This window comes from Sphingobacterium sp. E70 (assembly GCF_019285695.1).
GTDB lineage: Bacteria > Bacteroidota > Bacteroidia > Sphingobacteriales > Sphingobacteriaceae > Sphingobacterium > Sphingobacterium detergens.
On sequence record NZ_CP079104.1, the window covers coordinates 1,471,401 to 1,490,159 of the forward strand.

28 protein-coding genes and 3 pseudogenes are annotated in these 18,759 nt (G+C 40.7%); 8 read left to right on the plus strand and 23 right to left on the minus strand.

Features of this window, described 5'->3' with window-relative positions; genetic code table 11:
- Positions 1-26 precede the first annotated feature (26 nt).
- The 21 genes and pseudogenes from KUH03_RS10600 to KUH03_RS10695 form a co-directional block, all read right to left on the minus strand.
- Positions 27-218, minus strand: coding sequence for a hypothetical protein (locus tag KUH03_RS10600; RefSeq protein ID WP_257093167.1), 192 nt, complete (start codon positions 216-218; stop codon positions 27-29).
- On the minus strand, positions 131-619 hold the full coding sequence (locus tag KUH03_RS48485; RefSeq protein WP_373564804.1) for a GDSL-type esterase/lipase family protein: 489 nt from the start codon (positions 617-619) through the stop codon (positions 131-133). Before KUH03_RS48485 ends, KUH03_RS10600 begins: the two co-directional genes overlap by 88 nt.
- Positions 511-852, minus strand: a complete 342-nt coding sequence (locus tag KUH03_RS10605; protein WP_257093169.1) for a hypothetical protein — start codon at positions 850-852, stop codon at positions 511-513. The genes KUH03_RS48485 and KUH03_RS10605 overlap by 109 nt, the downstream gene beginning before the upstream one ends.
- Before the next feature lie 91 nt (positions 853-943).
- Positions 944-1,570, minus strand: coding sequence for an MFS transporter (locus KUH03_RS10610; protein ID WP_257093171.1), 627 nt, complete (start codon positions 1,568-1,570; stop codon positions 944-946).
- Positions 1,571-1,738: 168 nt separating this feature from the next.
- Positions 1,739-2,119 (minus strand): MFS transporter, encoded by a 381-nt coding sequence (locus KUH03_RS10615; protein ID WP_257093174.1) that lies wholly within the window; start codon positions 2,117-2,119, stop codon positions 1,739-1,741.
- Positions 2,120-2,307: 188 nt separating this feature from the next.
- On the minus strand, positions 2,308-2,640 hold the full coding sequence (locus KUH03_RS10620; protein ID WP_257093176.1) for a hypothetical protein: 333 nt from the start codon (positions 2,638-2,640) through the stop codon (positions 2,308-2,310).
- Positions 2,622-2,828 (minus strand): hypothetical protein, encoded by a 207-nt coding sequence (locus tag KUH03_RS10625; protein ID WP_257093178.1) that lies wholly within the window; start codon positions 2,826-2,828, stop codon positions 2,622-2,624. Before KUH03_RS10625 ends, KUH03_RS10620 begins: the two co-directional genes overlap by 19 nt.
- Positions 2,829-3,032: 204 nt before the next feature.
- On the minus strand, positions 3,033-3,260 hold the full coding sequence (locus KUH03_RS10630; RefSeq protein WP_257093179.1) for a hypothetical protein: 228 nt from the start codon (positions 3,258-3,260) through the stop codon (positions 3,033-3,035).
- Positions 3,261-3,421: 161 nt separating this feature from the next.
- Positions 3,422-3,835 carry a dihydrodipicolinate synthase family protein gene (locus tag KUH03_RS10635; RefSeq protein ID WP_257096886.1) on the minus strand — a complete coding sequence of 138 codons (414 nt, stop codon included), beginning with the start codon at positions 3,833-3,835 and terminating at the stop codon, positions 3,422-3,424.
- A gap of 16 nt (positions 3,836-3,851) precedes the next feature.
- Positions 3,852-4,079 (minus strand): hypothetical protein, encoded by a 228-nt coding sequence (locus tag KUH03_RS10640; RefSeq protein WP_257096888.1) that lies wholly within the window; start codon positions 4,077-4,079, stop codon positions 3,852-3,854.
- Positions 3,983-4,378: a dihydrodipicolinate synthase family protein gene (locus KUH03_RS10645; protein ID WP_257093180.1), complete on the minus strand. Its 396-nt coding sequence runs from the start codon at positions 4,376-4,378 to the stop codon at positions 3,983-3,985. The genes KUH03_RS10640 and KUH03_RS10645 overlap by 97 nt, the downstream gene beginning before the upstream one ends.
- 36 nt (positions 4,379-4,414) lie before the next feature.
- Positions 4,415-4,891, minus strand: a pseudogene (locus KUH03_RS10650) (RagB/SusD family nutrient uptake outer membrane protein); the annotation flags it as partial.
- Positions 4,892-5,011: 120 nt separating this feature from the next.
- Positions 5,012-5,236, minus strand: a complete 225-nt coding sequence (locus KUH03_RS10655) for a hypothetical protein (RefSeq protein ID WP_257093182.1) — start codon at positions 5,234-5,236, stop codon at positions 5,012-5,014.
- Positions 5,212-5,976, minus strand: coding sequence for a RagB/SusD family nutrient uptake outer membrane protein (locus KUH03_RS10660; protein WP_257093184.1), 765 nt, complete (start codon positions 5,974-5,976; stop codon positions 5,212-5,214). The genes KUH03_RS10655 and KUH03_RS10660 overlap by 25 nt, the downstream gene beginning before the upstream one ends.
- 10 nt (positions 5,977-5,986) lie before the next feature.
- On the minus strand, positions 5,987-6,643 hold the full coding sequence (locus tag KUH03_RS10665; protein ID WP_257093186.1) for a hypothetical protein: 657 nt from the start codon (positions 6,641-6,643) through the stop codon (positions 5,987-5,989).
- Positions 6,644-6,758: 115 nt separating this feature from the next.
- Positions 6,759-7,529, minus strand: a complete 771-nt coding sequence (locus tag KUH03_RS10670) for a TonB-dependent receptor domain-containing protein (protein ID WP_257093188.1) — start codon at positions 7,527-7,529, stop codon at positions 6,759-6,761.
- Positions 7,514-7,651: a hypothetical protein gene (locus KUH03_RS10675; RefSeq protein WP_257093190.1), complete on the minus strand. Its 138-nt coding sequence runs from the start codon at positions 7,649-7,651 to the stop codon at positions 7,514-7,516. Before KUH03_RS10675 ends, KUH03_RS10670 begins: the two co-directional genes overlap by 16 nt.
- A complete protein-coding gene (locus KUH03_RS10680) occupies positions 7,648-7,953 on the minus strand; it encodes a hypothetical protein (protein ID WP_257093192.1) in 306 nt (101 codons plus the stop codon). The genes KUH03_RS10675 and KUH03_RS10680 overlap by 4 nt, the downstream gene beginning before the upstream one ends.
- On the minus strand, positions 7,935-8,123 hold the full coding sequence (locus tag KUH03_RS10685; protein ID WP_257093194.1) for a hypothetical protein: 189 nt from the start codon (positions 8,121-8,123) through the stop codon (positions 7,935-7,937). The genes KUH03_RS10680 and KUH03_RS10685 overlap by 19 nt, the downstream gene beginning before the upstream one ends.
- Before the next feature lie 20 nt (positions 8,124-8,143).
- Positions 8,144-8,311 carry a hypothetical protein gene (locus KUH03_RS10690; RefSeq protein WP_257093196.1) on the minus strand — a complete coding sequence of 56 codons (168 nt, stop codon included), beginning with the start codon at positions 8,309-8,311 and terminating at the stop codon, positions 8,144-8,146.
- Entirely contained in the window at positions 8,284-9,288 is a 1,005-nt protein-coding gene (locus KUH03_RS10695) for a TonB-dependent receptor plug domain-containing protein (protein ID WP_257093198.1), read from the minus strand. The genes KUH03_RS10690 and KUH03_RS10695 overlap by 28 nt, the downstream gene beginning before the upstream one ends.
- Before the next feature lie 136 nt (positions 9,289-9,424).
- On the opposite strand from KUH03_RS10695, the gene KUH03_RS10700 reads away from it, so the two are divergent.
- The 8 genes and pseudogenes from KUH03_RS10700 to KUH03_RS10740 all read left to right on the plus strand — a co-directional run bounded on the left by KUH03_RS10700 (position 9,425) and on the right by KUH03_RS10740 (position 17,680).
- Positions 9,425-10,165: a FadR/GntR family transcriptional regulator gene (locus tag KUH03_RS10700; RefSeq protein WP_257093200.1), complete on the plus strand. Its 741-nt coding sequence runs from the start codon at positions 9,425-9,427 to the stop codon at positions 10,163-10,165.
- A gap of 175 nt (positions 10,166-10,340) precedes the next feature.
- Positions 10,341-11,839, plus strand: a pseudogene (locus tag KUH03_RS10705) (sulfatase).
- A gap of 586 nt (positions 11,840-12,425) precedes the next feature.
- The gene (locus KUH03_RS10715) at positions 12,426-12,953 is read left to right on the plus strand and encodes a carboxypeptidase-like regulatory domain-containing protein (protein ID WP_257093206.1); all 528 of its coding nucleotides are present in this window, start codon (positions 12,426-12,428) and stop codon (positions 12,951-12,953) included.
- Positions 12,919-14,037, plus strand: a complete 1,119-nt coding sequence (locus KUH03_RS10720; RefSeq protein WP_257093207.1) for a TonB-dependent receptor plug domain-containing protein — start codon at positions 12,919-12,921, stop codon at positions 14,035-14,037. Before KUH03_RS10715 ends, KUH03_RS10720 begins: the two co-directional genes overlap by 35 nt.
- 223 nt (positions 14,038-14,260) lie before the next feature.
- Positions 14,261-15,604: a TonB-dependent receptor gene (locus tag KUH03_RS10725; protein WP_257096890.1), complete on the plus strand. Its 1,344-nt coding sequence runs from the start codon at positions 14,261-14,263 to the stop codon at positions 15,602-15,604.
- Between the two features lie 4 nt (positions 15,605-15,608).
- A pseudogene (locus KUH03_RS10730) lies at positions 15,609-16,897 on the plus strand (SusD/RagB family nutrient-binding outer membrane lipoprotein); the annotation flags it as partial.
- Positions 16,898-16,903: 6 nt separating this feature from the next.
- Positions 16,904-17,062 carry a hypothetical protein gene (locus KUH03_RS48490; RefSeq protein ID WP_373564805.1) on the plus strand — a complete coding sequence of 53 codons (159 nt, stop codon included), beginning with the start codon at positions 16,904-16,906 and terminating at the stop codon, positions 17,060-17,062.
- A gap of 462 nt (positions 17,063-17,524) precedes the next feature.
- Positions 17,525-17,680: a hypothetical protein gene (locus KUH03_RS10740; RefSeq protein ID WP_257093213.1), complete on the plus strand. Its 156-nt coding sequence runs from the start codon at positions 17,525-17,527 to the stop codon at positions 17,678-17,680.
- Here the strand turns inward: KUH03_RS10740 and KUH03_RS10745 are convergent.
- On the minus strand, positions 17,677-18,078 hold the full coding sequence (locus tag KUH03_RS10745) for a hypothetical protein (protein WP_257093215.1): 402 nt from the start codon (positions 18,076-18,078) through the stop codon (positions 17,677-17,679). The genes KUH03_RS10740 and KUH03_RS10745 overlap by 4 nt on opposite strands.
- 23 nt (positions 18,079-18,101) lie before the next feature.
- Entirely contained in the window at positions 18,102-18,446 is a 345-nt protein-coding gene (locus KUH03_RS10750; protein ID WP_257093217.1) for a glycerophosphodiester phosphodiesterase family protein, read from the minus strand.
- Positions 18,447-18,759 lie beyond the last annotated feature (313 nt).

The following is an 18,759-nucleotide window of genomic DNA, read 5'->3' on the forward strand; positions in this document are numbered from 1 at the left end:
TTCGATTTTTTTATTACCCGAGTATATCAGGATATTGTAAGGCCCCCGGCCCTCATCTTGGGAAGTTTGATTACCCAAAAGCCATCAGGATGCACGATGGTCTTAAAAGTCTTTTTATTAAATACAATTTTTACCTCAGCTGCTGCAGTTCCCTTACCATGAATACTATTTTCCCAGTCACGTTGGAGTACCATATCCGAACCGAGCGTTTCAGCCACTTGCAAGTCCTGTTTAAGGGGCGTAATATATTAGCTACCTGTCTTGCGATTATTGCTGCCCCTTGTCGATTTGGATGTAAATAGTCATCAAACAGATCAATTCGAGTATGGAGCGGCGTATGAAGATCAATCAATCCCACCTGATTACTCGCCGCTATCTGTGGTAAAAGTGCCTGAATTTGATCATACCACGCACGTGTCCCAGATAGAAAACGCGGATGGCCACTAAAAATCGGTGTCAACCGACATATATAAATCTGCATGTCTCGGTTGACCGCCCGTATGGAGTCAATCAATGCTGCATAATCCGATGAAAATGAATTTCTGTAATTGGGCCAATTTCTTGGATCCGTATCATTGAGCCCCAGGTGGATAATGGTAACATCGGGTTTAAAAGCCAATGCCTTTCGGTATTCAGGCGTTTTATCATACGGTCTATGCCCTTTACGCAATAGTGTAGCCCCGAATGACCAAAATTACGTACCTCAAACTCCTGGCCCAGCAAGGCTTGAAGTTGAACGGGATAAGAATCCTGTGCCGGATGAGCAAGACCATAGCCAAAGGTTACGGAGTTACCGATACAAGCGACCTTAATAGGTGCTTGTCCCAGAGAGGTTGAAAAAGGGACAATCAAACTTATAAAAACATCAGCTTTTTCAGCATGCGATTGGCGATCGACCCAATTATAGATTTCATCTTCATTGCCTGATATATTAAGGAAATCATTATTCCTCCGTCTCTTTCGGTTTCAGCAATAGTAGCTGCAATAAAAGAGCGATTAATACTGCTCCGCCTAGCACCGCGAACCCCAGTCCAAAGTGCCCTTCATCTTTAAACTTGCCCAACCATTGGGTTATAGCGGCACCGGCAAATACACCTACCATATTCATGAACCCATAAGCTGTTGCGCGCAAGTTGTTCGGCACGATCTGACAAAGAATAGGCATATTGTTTGCATCGAATATCCCGAAACCAATTCCAAAACAAATTGCGGCCCCCAATACGGCGGGCAGTGTCTGCCCGACACCCAAAAGCACCAAAGCGGGGATGGTTAACCCAAGACCAATAGCGCTGGTATAGATGCGGCCCCGAATATGCTTTTGCACCCATCGGTCACTCACTATTCCACCTACAATTACGCCGATAAAGGATGATATCGCAATCGTAATCGTCGATAAAGGACCTGCACTGGCCATTGGTATACCCAGACTGTCCGCAAATAAAGTCGGCAGCCAATTTTTTATGGCCCATCCCGGCAAACTTGGCGCGGCGAAATAAAACAATAGAATCCAAAATGCCACATTGGAGAAGATTAGTAACAGACTTTTATGCAGCGACAATTGGCCTTTCAAATTTACCTCTTCCGAAGCGGGTTCATTCTTTTTTCCACGAGTAACAACGCGAGAACCAAGGCATAGCAAATTCCTATAATTCCAAACCAATGAAACGCAGTATGCCATCCCTTCGTCGCAGCCAATGTAGCTCCAAAGCCCCCAATGCCTGACCAGTATATAATCCTGTCATATGCAGACCAATGGCAAGTGAACGGTTTTTCCCGTATGATAATCTGCGATCAACGAAAGCGCAGTAGGAATATATAAGGCTTCACTAAATCCCATAATAGCCCTTAATACCAGTAATGTAGGATAGTCATTTGCCATCCCCATTCCATAAGTTACTGCAGACCAGACAAACAAACTTCCTACGATCAGCCATTTTCTATTGCTACGATCAGCAACAATGCCCGCTATAGGACTCATGATGCCATAGATATAAAGAAAAACTGCCATTAACACACCAAAAGTTTCGGCACTTTGCAATACGGGGATATCAATTTGCATGGCATCCCGCATGGTCGACAGCATTTGACGATCCATGTAATTCAATAGGGCTACCCCCAAAGTAGGGCTACAACGAGCCAGGGATAAAAAGATTTATTTTGTAAGGAAGATATCATATTGGTCTATATTCTGTTTTTTATCCGATCACTTTAAAAATGTAGCCAGTAAAATCTTTGGGGATCGAACACCAGCTTTAACTTCACCACTCGGTAAGACAATCATATCATCCCATACAACAGCTGTTGTTGTCACCGGAGCATTGGAAGGAAGCTCCCGGTCTTCTTCCATTTTTCATAGCTCAGATCATAACGCCAGATCTCCCGTCCAAATCCGGGGTGATTGCGCTGCAGCTGATTCTTAACCTCGATCAACTGTTTTGCTTCCTGTTGATCAGATGCGCGCTTGGCTTCAAAGATTAAAGTCTCAACACGATGAAAAGTAGTTCCACGGTCTGCGCTGAGCAGCCATAATCCATCATCCGGCAAAATACAGGCGACAGCAGCAGCGGCCTTAAAAGGGATTTCTGTTAGCTTTTCCCAGTGCTTTCCTCCATCCGAAGATTTCAGTACCGTTTGATACAATGTAGAGGCAGTATCCTTATTAGCCTTTCGTCCCCAACGACAAATAGATTGTGCGATTTGTCCGCAAGCAATTGCAAATGTGAAGCCGCATATGGCAGTGTTCCGACCTGTATCCATCCCTGAGCGAGATTGTTCAGATCAAGTTGCAGGATTTGATCTGATACCGCATCCTGAAATTCACCGCCCACAATAAAAATTTTATTTTCGATGCAGACCGCTCCCATGTTGGACAGGGGCGATGGAAGATCTGGATAACGCAGTGCTGTGATTTTCCTGTATCCTTATCAAAGTTAATTAAGTGACAGGCATTTGTTTTCCTTCTTGGGTCTCCCCGCCAATGACGCACAGTCCATTTGGTAAACATAAACTGGCAGCATAGGCAACAGCCTCCGCTAGCGTATCACGTGCAAGCAAATGAACTGTCTTGCCTTTTTTGAATAAACAAACAGCTCCCTTTGGATTTCTTTTGCTCCACCTTCCCAAGGCGGCAAATCCGGAAAATTAGCCCCACCACCAATGAGTAAATAACCGTTGGAGAGACCAGCAATTGGACCGGCAACCCCAATGGAAGGCTTTCCATTTTGCATCATCGGCAATTCAATGGAATTACGCCATTCCAAACGGCCTACCTGTCCATTAACACTACTTGCAAAGAGTATTCCCGACGATTCCCATCCAATTTTGTTTTGTCATAATTATTTATTCTCGAATATCTCGTTAGCCATTCCTTGTAATTTCACCATGGGAAGCATATATTCCCATGGTGAAATTCTGATTTGCATTATTGCATGCAAAAATCCTGAAAACCGACTTTATTTACGTCAGCCTTAAAAGCCTCAACTTGTTCCCCAGGCATATTTTTAACAGGCAATCTAAATTCGCCACAATTTAAACCAATTAATTTCATATACGCCTTTCCCACCGCGATACCACCATACTTACCCAACAATGCAATCATATCAATTGATTGTTGCTGCAAGGTATTGGCCTTTTCCAAATCCCCTTCATTATACGCTTCGATCAAGTCCAGGTATAAAGGAGCTGCATAATTATAGGTACTCCCGACCGCGCCAATATTACCCAATACCAAAGCGGACAGCATATTTTCATCTCTTCCCCAGAGCATGTCATATTTGCGTTCAGCATAATTCATGCAGCTCAGAAAGTCCATAAAATCTTCATGTGTATATTTAATCCCCTAAAATTGGGTATTACTCCATCCACTTTTTCAATAATTCGATCATCTGAAAATTTCCGCCGGTCAATACCGGAATATGATAATAATAGAAAGCCGTATTCGGAGCAGCACGGGCGATTTCCATACAACACTTTGCCAACTGATCTACATTCGCAGGTTTAAAATATGACGGTGACGTAAAAGAAACAACATCGACTCCTGCCTGCTCGGCAAGCTCAGCCAGCTGTTTACATTCTTTGATATTCGTTCCCCCAGGAGCATCATTAATGTAAACGCCGGATCGTCCTTTGTCAGTTTGGCCCAAGCGGTCATTACCGCAACTTTTTCGTCAAATGTCAGCGATACGCCCTCTCCGGTCGAGCCACAAATAAAGGCACCCGACACCCTATTTCGCTTTAGCATCTCATAATAGGATGGAATCAATTCGAGATTCAGCTCACCGTTTTCGTCAAAAGGAGTAAATGGCGCAGCAATTAATCCCGATATTTTTGATTTAGCATATGATAATTTATGTGAATAGTTAAAAACACCCGCGTTCAATTTACCTGTTTAAAATTGAGATAGGCCATTATTGAATTAAGTTCCTTTATATCCAGGGTTTTGCTGATCATTTAATTGAGGATCTTCTGTTAAAGTCTGTAAATCGATCGGCCACAAAATTTTATGTTTCTGTGCATCATTGTTATCCAAAACTCCAACCAGATTCAGATTTTTACGAAACAACAGTGGCAGCCCATTTCCATCCTGCATTCTTCTTAAATCAAACCATCGCTTACCTTCCGACACAAACTCCTTTGTACGCTCGTAGAAAATTGCGATCTCATTCGCTTCAAAGCTTCCATTGTTAAACAACGGAGCTTGCCCGCCATACGCACGGTTCCGAACAGCCATAATTTCAGCGGTGGGATCCGCACCCAATTTATTCTTGATCTCTGCCAATAATAAATACGCTTCTGCCGCACGATAAATAGGATAGTCATCCGAATAGTTACGTACCCCATCAATTAAGGTACCCAGGAACTTTCTAAAGACAACAGCGGATGTGTTTCCTTTATTAAAATTTAAAAAAGTAGCATTGGCTCTGTTGTCCTTTTTTCATATAATCTGTACAAATCCATTTTATATTCATAACGGATCAATCCCGTAGATCCGTTTGCAGTGGATCTTTAGGAATCACTTGGCCGTTATCATCCATATACCCAGTAATATCATCACTTGCAGCATAAATAAAATTATTAAAAAGGAAGTAGACTCACCATTCAAATAGCGGATGACAAAAATCATTTCAGCATTCCCTTTCATCGTTGGCATACTAGCAGACTTAAACTGTTCAGCAAAATTATTGACCAGATTATATTTAGGAATTACCTCTTCTACGGCAGCTTTCGCCAACTGCAAATCGGAGTTGGTATTTTTGGAGATTGTCCATCTATGTTCACTTTTGCGGACCATAGATAAACCTCCGTTTTCAACATCTTTGTTGCCGCCAAGGACCATTGCGCTTTCTGATTTTTTGTCTCGTAATTCCCTGAAAATGATTTCTCAGATTTATCTATCTCTGATTTGATAAAATCAAAAGTTTCTTTTTCGGTATCAGTTCTCGCTTTATAGGCCTGGTCGGCTGAAGTTGGCGTATTTACCGCAGCTTGAGGTTCCGTCACTAATGGTACCCGTCCATAGGTTCTGAACAGATAAAAATAGTAAAATGCACGCAGCCCATAAGCCTGCCCCAAGTAATACCCTTTTTGAGCGTCGGTCAAATAATCCGCTTTCTCGACTTGGTAGATAAAATTATTGACCTGGAATATGGTGCCGTACAAGCCCGCCCATCCGCTTATACCTGGTGCACTTTCCCGAATATCCTGCGTAATTATCCCCGCCGAGTTCAGGGATGCGGTTCCGGTAAAACTGGTACCATCCCTTAATGTTCCAGCCCGCAGTTCGCCCAGGCTCCATAAGTTCTGCTGTTGACTACGCAATTGACTATGTAGCCCCAGCATCGCGCCGGCAACTTGATCATTACTTTTCCAGAAACTTCCACTTGCAAAATAGTCTTCCGGCGTAATTTCCAGATCAATTTCTTTGCAAGATGTAAATGCCGCTATGATAACACAGCAATAAACAAATATCTTTTTCATAATTTAACGATTAAAAGGTTAATTGAAGGCTAAAAATAAACGTCTTAGGGAGCGGATATCCACCGCTGTTTTGGTCTACTCTACCGCTTTCAGCTGAGAACAGTGTATTTTTTGTCCAATAATGGAGATTTTGACCTGTTAGTGAAACCCGCATTCCCTCCATTTTGATTCTTTGCGCAATCGCATTCGGCAGTTTGTATCCTAAAGAAATCTCACGTAATGCCAGATAATCGCCCTTATTATAAAACATACTGCTTTCACGGCTGGTGTTGTTCTTGAACAGTTGATCTGCCCAATAGTAGGTTGGGTACTTCGCATTTGGATTTTCCGTAGTCCAAGTATCGAAAACTGCATCTGTTGTATTAAAGGTGCCTTGCATCATGCCCAAAAACCAAGCTCTAGGTCCATCATAAGCAACAAAACCTAACGCATAATCCAATCGTGTATATAGGCTAAAGTCCTTGTAGCTTAGTGTTGCTCCAAAACCTCCTGTCCAACGCGGTACAGTATTGCCCATATATACACGGTCATACGAATTGATTATTCCATCGCCATTGACATCTTTCCACATGACATCGCCCAAAGCAAGCGGATAATACAATTTCTTCTGATCCTCCGATAGAGCATTAAAAGCATCCGGATGAACCAGTGTTCTCGCACCGATCAAATCTTTCAATTGACCAGCATACCGGTCTAAGTCTGCCTGGCTCGAATGATTCCAACAGCTTCGTAAGCATAGGCAACGTTTGGATCTTGACCTTCCTGGGTTCCACCCACCCAAATCAATTCCTTTGAACCGGGATCGTAAACCTGGATACCTCCTGACGATTATTAGCCACACCATTGTAAGGAAGTTTTAGTACTTTATTTTTATTATACGCGGTATTCCAGTTAAAGCTCAAATTCCAGTCTTTGTTGCGTAGTATTTGGTAATTTAAATCCACCTCCACACCTTGATTGGACATATCTCCATTATTGGTTCGAATTGTCCGGAACCCTGCCGATTGCGGCAGGGTCAATGTCGCAATTTTATCCTTTGTTGTTCTATGGTAATAAGCTAAGCTCAGATCCAAACGGTTAAACAATCTGGTTTCCAAACCAATCTCCTTAGTTTTCAAGCTTTCCCATTTCAGATTGGGAATGGACAGGGATGTCATTGTATAACCTACCGCACCATCATATTTTGAACTTCCATAAGCACCTTGTAAAATATACGAATCTCTTGTTGTCTGACCTTTGAATACAGCATCGACGTTACCATTTTCACCATAGCTCGCTTTTAATTTCAACGTATTGATGGAGTTGCCCGAACCAATATAATCTTTAAGAAATTCTTCATTATGCAAATTCCAGCCGACAGAAATTCCCGGAAATGTTCCCCAGCGGTTATTCAAAAGGGTGGAATACCCATCGCGTCGCGCGGTTAATGTCATCAGGTATTTTTGTTGATAATCATAATTGACACGGCCAAAAAAAGAGGTAATACGCTGACGATCATGATAAGAATCAATACTTCGCTTATTCGCGTCCGGACTGGTCAATCCCAAATCCATAAAATCATCTGTGGGTGCGCCAGTCCCTGAAGCGGAGAAACTTGTGCGATAGGAATCAAAAATTCAGAACCCAACATCGCGTTAATATGGTGGTCTTCACCAATGCTTGTATTGTAGTTCAATACAGCATTGTAGGTTTGATTAAAGTTTTTGTAATAAGATGCGCCCGAATTACGAGTTCTAACGTAATTCCCGGGGCTTGCCAGATAATCGCGGTTAAACGACTCATTCGTTTCTTGATTAAAAACCAGTTGCCGCTGACCCTTAAGCTCAGATTATCCAAAAAATCTACTGTGAAAGCCTGCCCCAAGGTTAGTTTTTGATTGATATTCTTACGAATAAATTTGTCATCATTGACGAGCGGGTTACCATCCTGCCAATCACGTCCCACCAACAGGTCTCCATTCATATTGGTACCGCGCATTGTTGGTGGCGCCCCAGGGCCCTGGTCATATAATTCGCTTCACCGTTGATTGCGTCTCTCCATTTGGTGTAGGAGAAGTTCACGTTCGAATTAGACTGCAACCAAGGTTTGATTTTGTAGTCGCCATTTAAAACAAAGGTGGTCCGGTCATAAAAAGTATTGATGGGCAATCCTTTCTCATTATATTTTCCTACACTGGCATAGTAACTTCCCTTTTGTGTTCCCCCTGTAAAGCAACATTGTAATCCTGCGTTAGACTATTATTCCGTAACGCATAATCTTCATAATCAAAATCTTTAAAAATCAATTCTTTACCTGTTATGGGATCATTCATGGTCTGCCATCCCTGCTGCAACAATTCACGATTACTATCATCCAGATACATTGTGCTCCACACAGCGTTACTGCTGACATTACCATCAAGATAATTTCCTGATCATCCTTAAACTTGTTGCCTGTTCCAAAAGGTCCCACAGCTGACAACTGATTCAACTGATTTGGCTGGTAGATTCCAGAAGTTTGCACCCCTTTTCTTGACCAGTATAAATAATCTTTGGCGTTTAGGAAATTAAAAGGATTATTCAGTTTATTGATACCGATTTTCGACTGAACAACGATATTGGACACGCCTTCTTTTCCACGTTTTGTTGTTATGAGAATTACGCCATTGGAAGCTCTTGCGCCATAGATGGCAGTAGCCGAGGCATCTTTGAGCACATCTATTGATTCTATGTCATTTTGGTTGATATCATTAAATCCATCCCTAATGATACCATCGACGATAACCAAAGGAGTACCGCTACCATCATAATCTGTCCCACCACGTAAGACAATCTTAGGAACAGCCCCGGGTCTTCCGGAAGTTTGTTGCACTCTGATACCGGGTACGGTACCGGCTAAAGCAGAGGCAGGATTGGAACGAACGCCAGTCTCTAGCACCTTCTTGTCGAGCCTACTTACGGAACCGGTCAAATTGGATTTTTTTATTTTACCATAGCCCACCACGACGACTTCGTCCATCTGCTCCGTACTGGGCTCTAATTTGATATCCAGTAAGTTTGTTTGCCCAACTTTCACTTCAAAGGGCTTATACCCTGTTGATGTAATTATTAAGACCGTGTTAGGATTTGTGCTAACAGCGAACGTTCCATCAGCATTTGTCTGTAAGGATTGATTTGTTCCTTTGACTTTAACAGTGACTTTCCCCAAAAGTTCCCCTGTCTTGGCATCAGTGATTCTCCCTTTTACCGCATGGTCCTGTGCTTGCGCCAAGAGCAGATTACCTGTCAATATAGACAAGGCTAAAAGGGATCGTAATTTTAGGTTTGAATACATATTGGTTTTTGTATTAAGTATTACATATATGCAAATATATAGATTAAAAAATATGAAAAGCAAATTTTAATATAATTATGTAATACATATTATTGATTTTTATTAATTATCTTTGTCTAAAGGTGCCCAATGCGCCATGAAAATATATATGGAATCAAACTCTTCGCTAATAGAACATCTTAACACCCTCGATACCTCTTCTTTAGTAGACCGTGCAGAGAAAGAAATCATCAATCTGTTTGTCAATCAAGGTCTGAAGGTTGGGGACGCGTTACCCAAAGAAATCGAATTAGCAGAAACACTGGGCGTAAGCCGCACGGTTGTTCGCGAGGCAATGCTGAGATTACGCATGGTAGGCTTAATTGAATCGAAGAAACATCGAGGAGCAGTGCTTACAAGTCCTGATCTTATAAAACCTCTACGGAAATCGCTCTATCCGACGATTATGGAAAATAAGACCTTACAAGATCTTTTTGAAATGCGTATGGTATTGGAAGTAGGTATGGCAGATATATTATTTGAACATATACAGGAAAAAGATATCAAAGAGCTGGAAGCTATTGTCGCAAAAGAGCCTGTCAATTCAGACAATACAATTTTTGATATTGAAACAGAAGTTGCCTTCCATGGAAAGCTTTATGAAATAACCGGAAACACTATTCTCAAAGATTTCCAGAATATGTTATTGCCTGTTTTTCAATATGTACATATTAGTGGCCTGTTAACCAGTCCGAGTGAATCAAAAACCTTTATCTCGCATCGAGGCTTAGTAGACATATTAAAGGTCGGCAATGCAGAAGTTTTTCGCAATGCAATGCGCAAGCATTTGGACAATCATTATCAAAGACTTTTTCTATATAAGAAATCTGTTGGATAAATTACCTTCTGCTTCGGTTTTAGGAAGTAAGTGCAAATATGTAACGATCTCCATTTAGGATATGTTTTTTATTAAACTATTTTATGTAATACATAATAATCGTTAACTTTATGATTTAATCTGAACCGCTATAAATCTGTAAATGAAACTGAGAACGCTATTATTCACATTATTTATGCTGTTGATCTATACATACTCTTCAGCGCAGAAAAGTCCCAACATCATCATTATTATATCAGACGACCATGCCTATCAAACCATTAGTGCCTATGGCTCCAGGTATGCTAAAACGCCTCAAATTGATCGTATTGCGACTGAAGGGGCAATTTTCAACCATGCATATGTGAACAACTCCATTTGTGGTCCAGCCAGAGCCACGCTACTAACAGGCAAGTATAGCCACAAGAATGGATTTAAGGACAATGAAACTTCTGAATTTGATTTCAATCAGGATTTATTCGTCAAACAGTTACAACAGGTGGGCTACCAAACAGCTTGGGTGGGCAAAATTCATTTAGGAGAAAAGCTTCAGGGATTTAATTATTATGATATCCTGGTGGGTCAAGGCACGTATTTCAATCCAGATTTCATCAGCAAACAAGGGCGCAAGCGCGCTGAAGGCTATGTATCAGATATCGTGACAGAAAAATCCATCAATTGGCTGGACACCTTAGATTCAAACAAACCCTTCTGTCTGGTCATCGGTCATAAGGCGACACACCGCACATGGATGCCCGACCCAAAAGACTTCGGAACCTATGATACCGTGAATTTTACCCTACCATCAACATTTTATGATAACTACCAAAGCAGACAGGCCGCCGCGTTACAGGAAATGTCAATCGATAAGGATATGAAGATGGGTTATGATCTCAAAATGTTCAACTCATTAGAAGAAATGATGAATGACGGTAATTTCAAACGAATGGACCAAGATCAGAAAAACAAGTATATCGCCTATTATCGTCCAATTTATGAACAACTGCAACAAGGCAAGCTAACAGGCAAACAGCTTGCCGAGTGGAAGTTCAAACGCTATATGATCGATTATCTCAATACCGCTCAATCTATGGATCGCAATATAGGTAAAGTATTGGACTACCTGGATCAGAAATCTCTCCGCCAAAATACCATCGTGATCTATCTTTCGGATCAGGGATTCTATATGGGCGAACACGGTTGGTTTGATAAACGATGGATGTACGAAGAGTCATTCCGGACACCGATGTTAATGCGTTATCCCCAATGATTAAACCTGCGACAAAAATCGAAGCAAAATTGGTGAATGCTGATATCGCTCCCACCCTACTCGAGTTGGCAGCAGTCAAAAAACCTGTTGATATGCAGGGAAAATCCTTTGTCCATGTCCTAAAAAACACAAAAGAAGAGCACCGCAAAGATCTATATTATCATTATTTTGAAAATGGAGAGCATGCCGTAAGTCCTCATTTTGGCGTTAGGGACGACCGTTATAAACTTATCCGTTATTATAAACGGGTCGAAAGCTGGGAGCTTTTCGATCTTGAAAAAGATCCGAATGAGCTTCGAAACGTTTATAAGGACCCAAGCTATCAGCGCGTAGTCACTAAAATGAAACAAAAACTCATCGCGCAAATCCGGCAATTTGATGATGATGAAGCCGAAACAATTTATAAAGTAAACATTGACCGTTAAATAAAAACAGGGTATCCATAAACGAGATACCCTGTTTCATTTCATACCTTCATCCTATTCTTGTTAATCCGCAAGGAAACTCCCTCTTCAACTATATTGTTGTATGGATTCCCCATGGCCTTCACCTTATAAAGACGTTTACAGCAACAATAAGGTACCGGCTAAATATGAACTTATATACCCCCATAGCGATACTTCATTCATACTTTATGCATACTTAATCCATACTGTATCTATACGACTAAGGTGCTTTACTGGTATTCCATTTGTATTATAAGCAGAATTCCAATAAGTTATTTTATGAAAAAGATATCCACTCAGTATTCCATTGCGATAAAAACGGTCGTCCTATCTAGCCAATAAGATTATCATGGGCATTCTGACATCATAATTACAAAAAAACAAAAAATAAAGTATAGTTATTAGGTAGATTTTATATATTTGCATTAACATTTTTAACACATGAAAATCAGTGCAATACATATACCTGTAAAACGAATGCTTCTAGGAGATGTTTTTCAGTTCGATTCAAACGATCTCCTATAACCACAAACAAAAAGATCCACACATTATCACTAAAATTTATATGGCAAAAAACAACATAGATTTTGTCGTACTGGCAGCGCTTTGCTTAAGCACGGGCACGCTATACGCTCAATCCACCATAAAAGGAAAAGTTGTCGACAACAACAACAGCCCTATTCAAGGTGCAACGATTACAGAAATAATAAGCAAAAAACAGGTGCAAACGGATGCAAATGGCCTTTTCGAATTACCATCAAGTGGTAATACCATCAGTATCCAGGTTCAATATATTGGTTTTGATTCCAAAACTGTCCAAACCAATTCCGGCGGACTTACAACAATCCAGCTTTCACCAACGAGTTCCCAATTGGATGAAGTCGTTGTAACAGCCTTGGGTATTTCGCGCGAAAAGAAATCATTAGGATATGCGGTCCAAGAAGTCAAATCTGTTGAACTTCAAACACGTCCCACTAACGCGCTCAGTGCGCTTTCCGGGAAAGTAGCAGGTCTTCAAGTGACTACGTCGGGAGGCAATATGGGGATCCTCCCACGTTTTGCTTCGGGGTATCAATTCAATTGCGGGAAATAACCAACCGTTGTATGTTGTTGATGGTACTCCAATTGATAACACCGATTTAAACTCCTCATCTACCATAAACGGAAGCGCAGGCAAAGACGTCGGTAATATGATACAAGATATCAATCCTGACGATATCGATAACATCTCCGTATTAAAAGGTCCGTCGGCTGCTGCCCTGTATGGTTCGAGAGCCGCTAATGGTGTTATATTAATTACCACAAAGCGCGCCTCAAAGGGGGAAAAGATAGATATTTCGTTAAACACTGGTGTTGATTTTGAGAATATTGTCCGACTTCCAAAAAGACAACATTTATACGGTCAGGGTTACTCTACTGCTTTTCAAACGCAAAATATCAATGGTACAGACTACAAAATCGTAGATTATGCTGCAGATGAAAGCTGGGGTCCTAAACTCGATGGTACACCTGTCTTACAGTGGTATAATTTAAACCCTGAAGACGAATCCAATTACCTGAATCCGTCGCCATGGCTTTATCCCAAAAATGATGTCAGTTATTTCTTTCGGACTGGTGTAGCCAATACCAATAATTTTGCTATCGCCGGCAATAGTGGAAATACAAATTACCGATTTTCCTACACGAACAAAAATGTAAAAGGAACAACTCCAAATTCTAGTTTAGGTCGTAATACGTTTAACTTTTCGGGAGGAACGCAGCTGGGCAAATTGAAAATCAATTCTAATTTCAACTATATCCGTAACGCATCCGTAGGCCGCCCATGGACAGGTGCATCCAACAGAAATATTATCCTCGAGGCATTCCAATGGGGAGCAGTACAAGTGGATTACAAGTTATTGGAAAATTATAAACGTGAGGATGGAACTCCATTAGCATGGAATCGTACTGGATGGCAAAATACACCTACAGCAGAAGCAACGCGCTTTATCGATAACCCCTATTGGTCTGCTTACGAGTCTTATATGGAAGATAATAGAGACCGCTTTTATGGAAATATTGGCTTACAATATGACTTGAATAGCTGGCTTTCCTTAGGAGCTAAAGTACATGGCGATATTTATTCGTTCCAATCTCAGGACCGTATCGCTGTATACTCGCAGCACTTCACAATATGAAGAGACAAGCAATAAACTAAACGAATATAATTATGAATTTTTAGCTACAGCAAAAAAAAAACTGGGATAAATTCTCACTCATTGGAAATATCGGAGCCAATCTTCGTGACCAGCAGCGCAAGCAAGATTATGCTATTACACAAGGCGGTCTAATTATTCCAAATTATTACAATCTAAAAATGCGAATTCAGTCAAAATTGACAACTTTAAATATCACAGACGCATTGCATCTGTTTATGGAAGCTTTTCTTTAGGATATAATGATTTGCTTTACTTAGATGGAACAGTGCGTAATGATTGGTCTTCAACATTACCAACAGATAACAACTCTTTTATATATCCTTCCCTAACAGGTAGTTTTGTCTTTAGTCAATTAGAAGCATTCAAACAATTGGATTGGCTAAGTTTCGGAAAAATACGCTTAGGATGGGCCCAAGTCGGGAATGACACAGATCCTTATCAACTATATAAGGTCTATGAACCCGAGCAATCGTATGAAGGGCAAGCTTCCTATGGCCTCCCGAGTATTAAACCAAATGCTAATTTAAAACCTGAAATTACCAGTTCTTGGGAAACAGGTCTGAACGTGCAATTGTTCAAAAATCGCTTAGGATTTGATATAACCTACTACAACAATAATTCTAGAAATCAAATCCTTCCTGTTCCTGTTTCTTCGTCTTTTGGATACGCAAGCAAAGTATTTAATGCGGGAAAAATTAATAACAAAGGTCTCGAAATTGTTCTTAATGGTACGCCAATCAAAAATGAAAACTTTACTTGGGACGCTACAATTAACTGGGCCAAAAACAAAAACAAAGTGATCAAATTAGACGATCAGGTAAATACCTTAAGTTTAAGTAATTCGTTGGTTGAATTAGTAGCACGTGAAGGCGAGTCCTATGGACAATTTTTAGGCTATGACTTTGTATATGCAGCAGATGGACAACGCGTTGTTCAGGCGGATGGAACTTACATGAAAACCTCCCAATTGGTGCCCCTGGGATCTATTCTTCCTGATTTCACCTTTGGTTTTCAAAATAGCTTCCGCTACAAGAACTTTAGCTTAGGATTTTTGGTCTCAGGTCGTGTTGGCGGAAAATTTTTCTCCCAAACCTATAAAGTTGGTATGTATTCAGGCATCCTGGACAAAACAGCGGCTAATAATATCCGTGAAACGGGTGTTATTTTGGATGGTGTCAAAGGCGATGTAACATTCCACAGCGACGGTACATATGCCGTTGAGAACGTTCAACAAAATACCACCAATATTACAGCGCAGCAATGGGCGCGCAATGAGTACAATGGTCCGACCACTTTTTCCATTTTTGATGCCACTTATGTTAAACTGAGAGAAGTGACGCTGGGTTATAATTTCAAATTAGCCAATGCCAAAGTCATTAAAAATATTGGGGTCAATGTCTATGGCCGTAATCTTTGGAATATCTATACCAAGAGTAAATACATTGATCCTGAATTCACCTCCAGTGGCGGTAATGTACAGGGTATTGAAGGTGGTAATATCCCTGTTCCTGTTACTTACGGTTTTAATGTAAACCTTAAATTCTAAAAAAATGAAAATATCAACTATATTATATGCTTCAGTAATCGGTGCTTCACTTATTGTTACATCATGCTCTAAATCTACATTTAACGATATAAATACAGATCCTAACCGTCCCGCCACCGTCACAACACCGACAATTTTGGTAACGGCCGAAAAGCAATTGATTAATGCCTTACGAAGCGAAGAGGTCAGTTTACGTGGAGCACAATTATTTTCACAATATTTTGCACAAAATATATACACCGATCAATCGCGTTATCAAATACCAACGAGTTATTCCGATAATTACTGGACGGCAACTTACAAATCACTCAATAATCTGAATGAAATTATAAAACTCAATTCAAATGAAAAGACTAAGGCCATCGCCGCAGCAGGAACAGCAGGTTCCAATGCGAATCAGATTGCGATTGCAAGAATTCTTAAATCTTATGCTTTTCAATCGTTAACCGATGTTTTTGGTAATATTCCCTATGAGTCTTACGGAAATAAAGATGCTGATTTTGAAGCCCTGCAACAGGACCCAGACAACTTAACGCCTAAGTATGCAAATCAGGAAAAAATCTATAAAGATATTCTAAACGAACTGCAACAAGCGGCTGATACCCTAACGAAATATACAACAGCAACTACATTTGGCACTGCTGATATTATCTACAAGGGATCCAATGCCAGCTGGGCAAAATTTGCCAATTCACTACGGTTACGGATAGCCAATCGCATTAAGGCAAAAGATGCTGCATTGGCAGCAACGCATATTGCCGATGCGATAAAGAAAGGCGTATTTACCGCTAACAGCGATAATGCCGTATTTAAATATTCTAAAACTCCACCCAATGAAGCACCACTATTCCGGGCCACAGTGACAGCCAACCGAAAAGATTTCGCCGTTTCAAATGTACTTATAGAAGCCCTTCAGGGTACACGTGGTCCCTTTAAAATTGCAGATCCTCGCTTGTCTAAATTCGCAAAACCAACATCCTCAGGAAACGCCTATTTCGGCCAGCCGTATGGGCTTCCTTTAGCCGCCGGAAATCTATTCCCTGTGGATAAAATATCTTTACCAAGTGACGCGATCAACGCGGCTGACTATGGCGAAGTTCTTCTGGAATACGCTGAAGTAGCATTCCTCTTGGCAGAAAATAACAATTGGGATCAGACTAATTATGAGAAAGGAACCCGCGCTTCGCTAGAAAAATGGGGGTATCGCAAGAAGATATTAATAGCTATATCAGCAAACTGCCAGCTGCTAATAAAGAGCATGTGCTTTCCCAAAAATACTTAGCACTTTTCAATCAGAGCATAGAAGCTTGGTCAGAAATCAGAAGAACAGGCTACCCATTATTTCTCATCAAAAAGGAGATGTCACCTGGAGCGGAACTATCGATGGCAAACCCGTCACCTATACCTTTAATCCCGAAGTTGGCGATGCCATACCAAGTCGTTTGGTGTATCCATTGAAAGAACAAAGTACAAATAGATCAAATTATCAAGCAGCCCTGGCGCAACAAGGAGATGATGTGATCAACACCAAAGTATGGTGGAATAAATAAAAAGTATTTTCTACCCATTTGAACACCTGAAGTTTAAGATTTCAGGTGTTTTTTTCTCCAATTATTTCCTAACTTCGTAAAGACCATTAAGAAAGAATACCATGGATGATCAAATATTAGATAAAATCGACCAGCTGAGTGAAGAGGGTAATGCTTATTGTGATGACGAGAACTTTCGCGAAGCAATTAGGTATGGACTGAGGCGCTCAATTTAATCCCTAGCCCACAAAATGTCCACGCTGAAAGTCTTTGGCTGGAAGCCTCCATTGGGGATGCTTATTTCCTAGAGGACGACTTCGAAAATGCACTTCCACACTTTGAAAATGCCAAAGGCAATATCATCGAAAATGCTTATGAAAATCCTTTTATCATGCTACGATTAGGACAGTGTTACCTGGAAACAGCTAATACCGAATCTGCACAAGAATACCTTCTTCGCGCCTATATGATGGAAGGAAAAGAGATTTTTGAAGAGGAATCACCAAAATACTTTAATTTTCTGGCTGATAACGTCGAATTGGATTAATCAATTGCATCTGCCACCTCCATTGGTAAATCAGATTCAAGAATAGATGCACCCTGGGCGAATATCGCCCTATATTTTTCCTTTCTTTGCTCTTTCTTTGTTAACTTGTCATAAGTTGGCGCTGACGAAATCATACACATCACCCCTTTCCCATTAAAAAAGCGATACATTTCCGCATTCGACTCTTTGATCTCGGGACCTATATAGACGATCATCCGATCATAAGGCAATCCCGAAGCCTTAAATTTAGCTAAGGCTGCCTGATCTTTGATATGCATAGACATATACTGATCCGGATTTTGAGCCAAATAGTAGGCCGCCTGTTCAACGTTATGTACGGTTACCCAAACCCAGCTATATGCATTATGCTTTCGCAATATAGCTGCGGTTGCCGACAACGGTAGATCTTTCTTATCGAGATTTAAAATGGTTTTCCTTTTGCCCATTCAATCACTTCATCTAGGGTATTTATAGGATATTTAGTCATATTTCCAGCATGGTCTTTCAGACGAAGTGTACGCAATTCAGCCCATGTATAATCCGACACCCGACCGAACCCATTTGTTACCCGCTCCAAGTTTGCATCATGGAGTAATACCACAACACTATCTTTCGTATAGCGTGGATCTATTTCAAAAATTGCTGGAGTTTTACGTAACACAGCCTCAAAAGCCGCAATAGAATTTTCAGGAAGACCATCTTCTATCGTCCCGCGGTGACCGCTTATGATTTTCTTTCCTTCAGCATACTTAAAGTATGCACGCATGGCTTCTACAGATTCAAACTTTAGCCTCTGGTTGCTTTGAGCTAAAACTTTCGTGTATAACAAACTGGATAAAAATAATAATAGAAATAAAGAAATCGTTTTCAACCGTATATCATTGTGATCTGAAGCAGCCATCTACCTATTTAATTATGGAAATATGAATTGCTAAAATAGCGATCCTATATCAATAAATCGTAAACAAAATATGTACTCAAAATAAAGAAAATAAAACGAACAGCTTAACAACATCGAATAGATTTTTTGCTACAGCCCGTGTGCGATAGCAAAACATTCCTCTATTCCCTAATATTCA

Coding starts and splice junctions, on each gene's coding strand:
- KUH03_RS10660 (WP_257093184.1), bottom strand. CDS start 5,976: ATGAAAAAGATATTTGTTTATTGCTGTGTTATCATAGCGGCATTTACA.
- KUH03_RS10670 (WP_257093188.1), bottom strand. CDS start 7,529: ATGGATTTGGGATTGACCAGTCCGGACGCGAATAAGCGAAGTATTGAT.
- KUH03_RS10680 (WP_257093192.1), bottom strand. CDS start 7,953: ATGCGCGGTACCAATATGAATGGAGACCTGTTGGTGGGACGTGATTGG.
- KUH03_RS10695 (WP_257093198.1), bottom strand. CDS start 9,288: ATGTATTCAAACCTAAAATTACGATCCCTTTTAGCCTTGTCTATATTG.
- KUH03_RS10700 (WP_257093200.1), top strand. CDS start 9,425: ATGAAAATATATATGGAATCAAACTCTTCGCTAATAGAACATCTTAAC.
- KUH03_RS10715 (WP_257093206.1), top strand. CDS start 12,426: ATGGCAAAAAACAACATAGATTTTGTCGTACTGGCAGCGCTTTGCTTA.
- KUH03_RS10740 (WP_257093213.1), top strand. CDS start 17,525: ATGCTACGATTAGGACAGTGTTACCTGGAAACAGCTAATACCGAATCT.
- KUH03_RS10750 (WP_257093217.1), bottom strand. CDS start 18,446: ATGCGTGCATACTTTAAGTATGCTGAAGGAAAGAAAATCATAAGCGGT.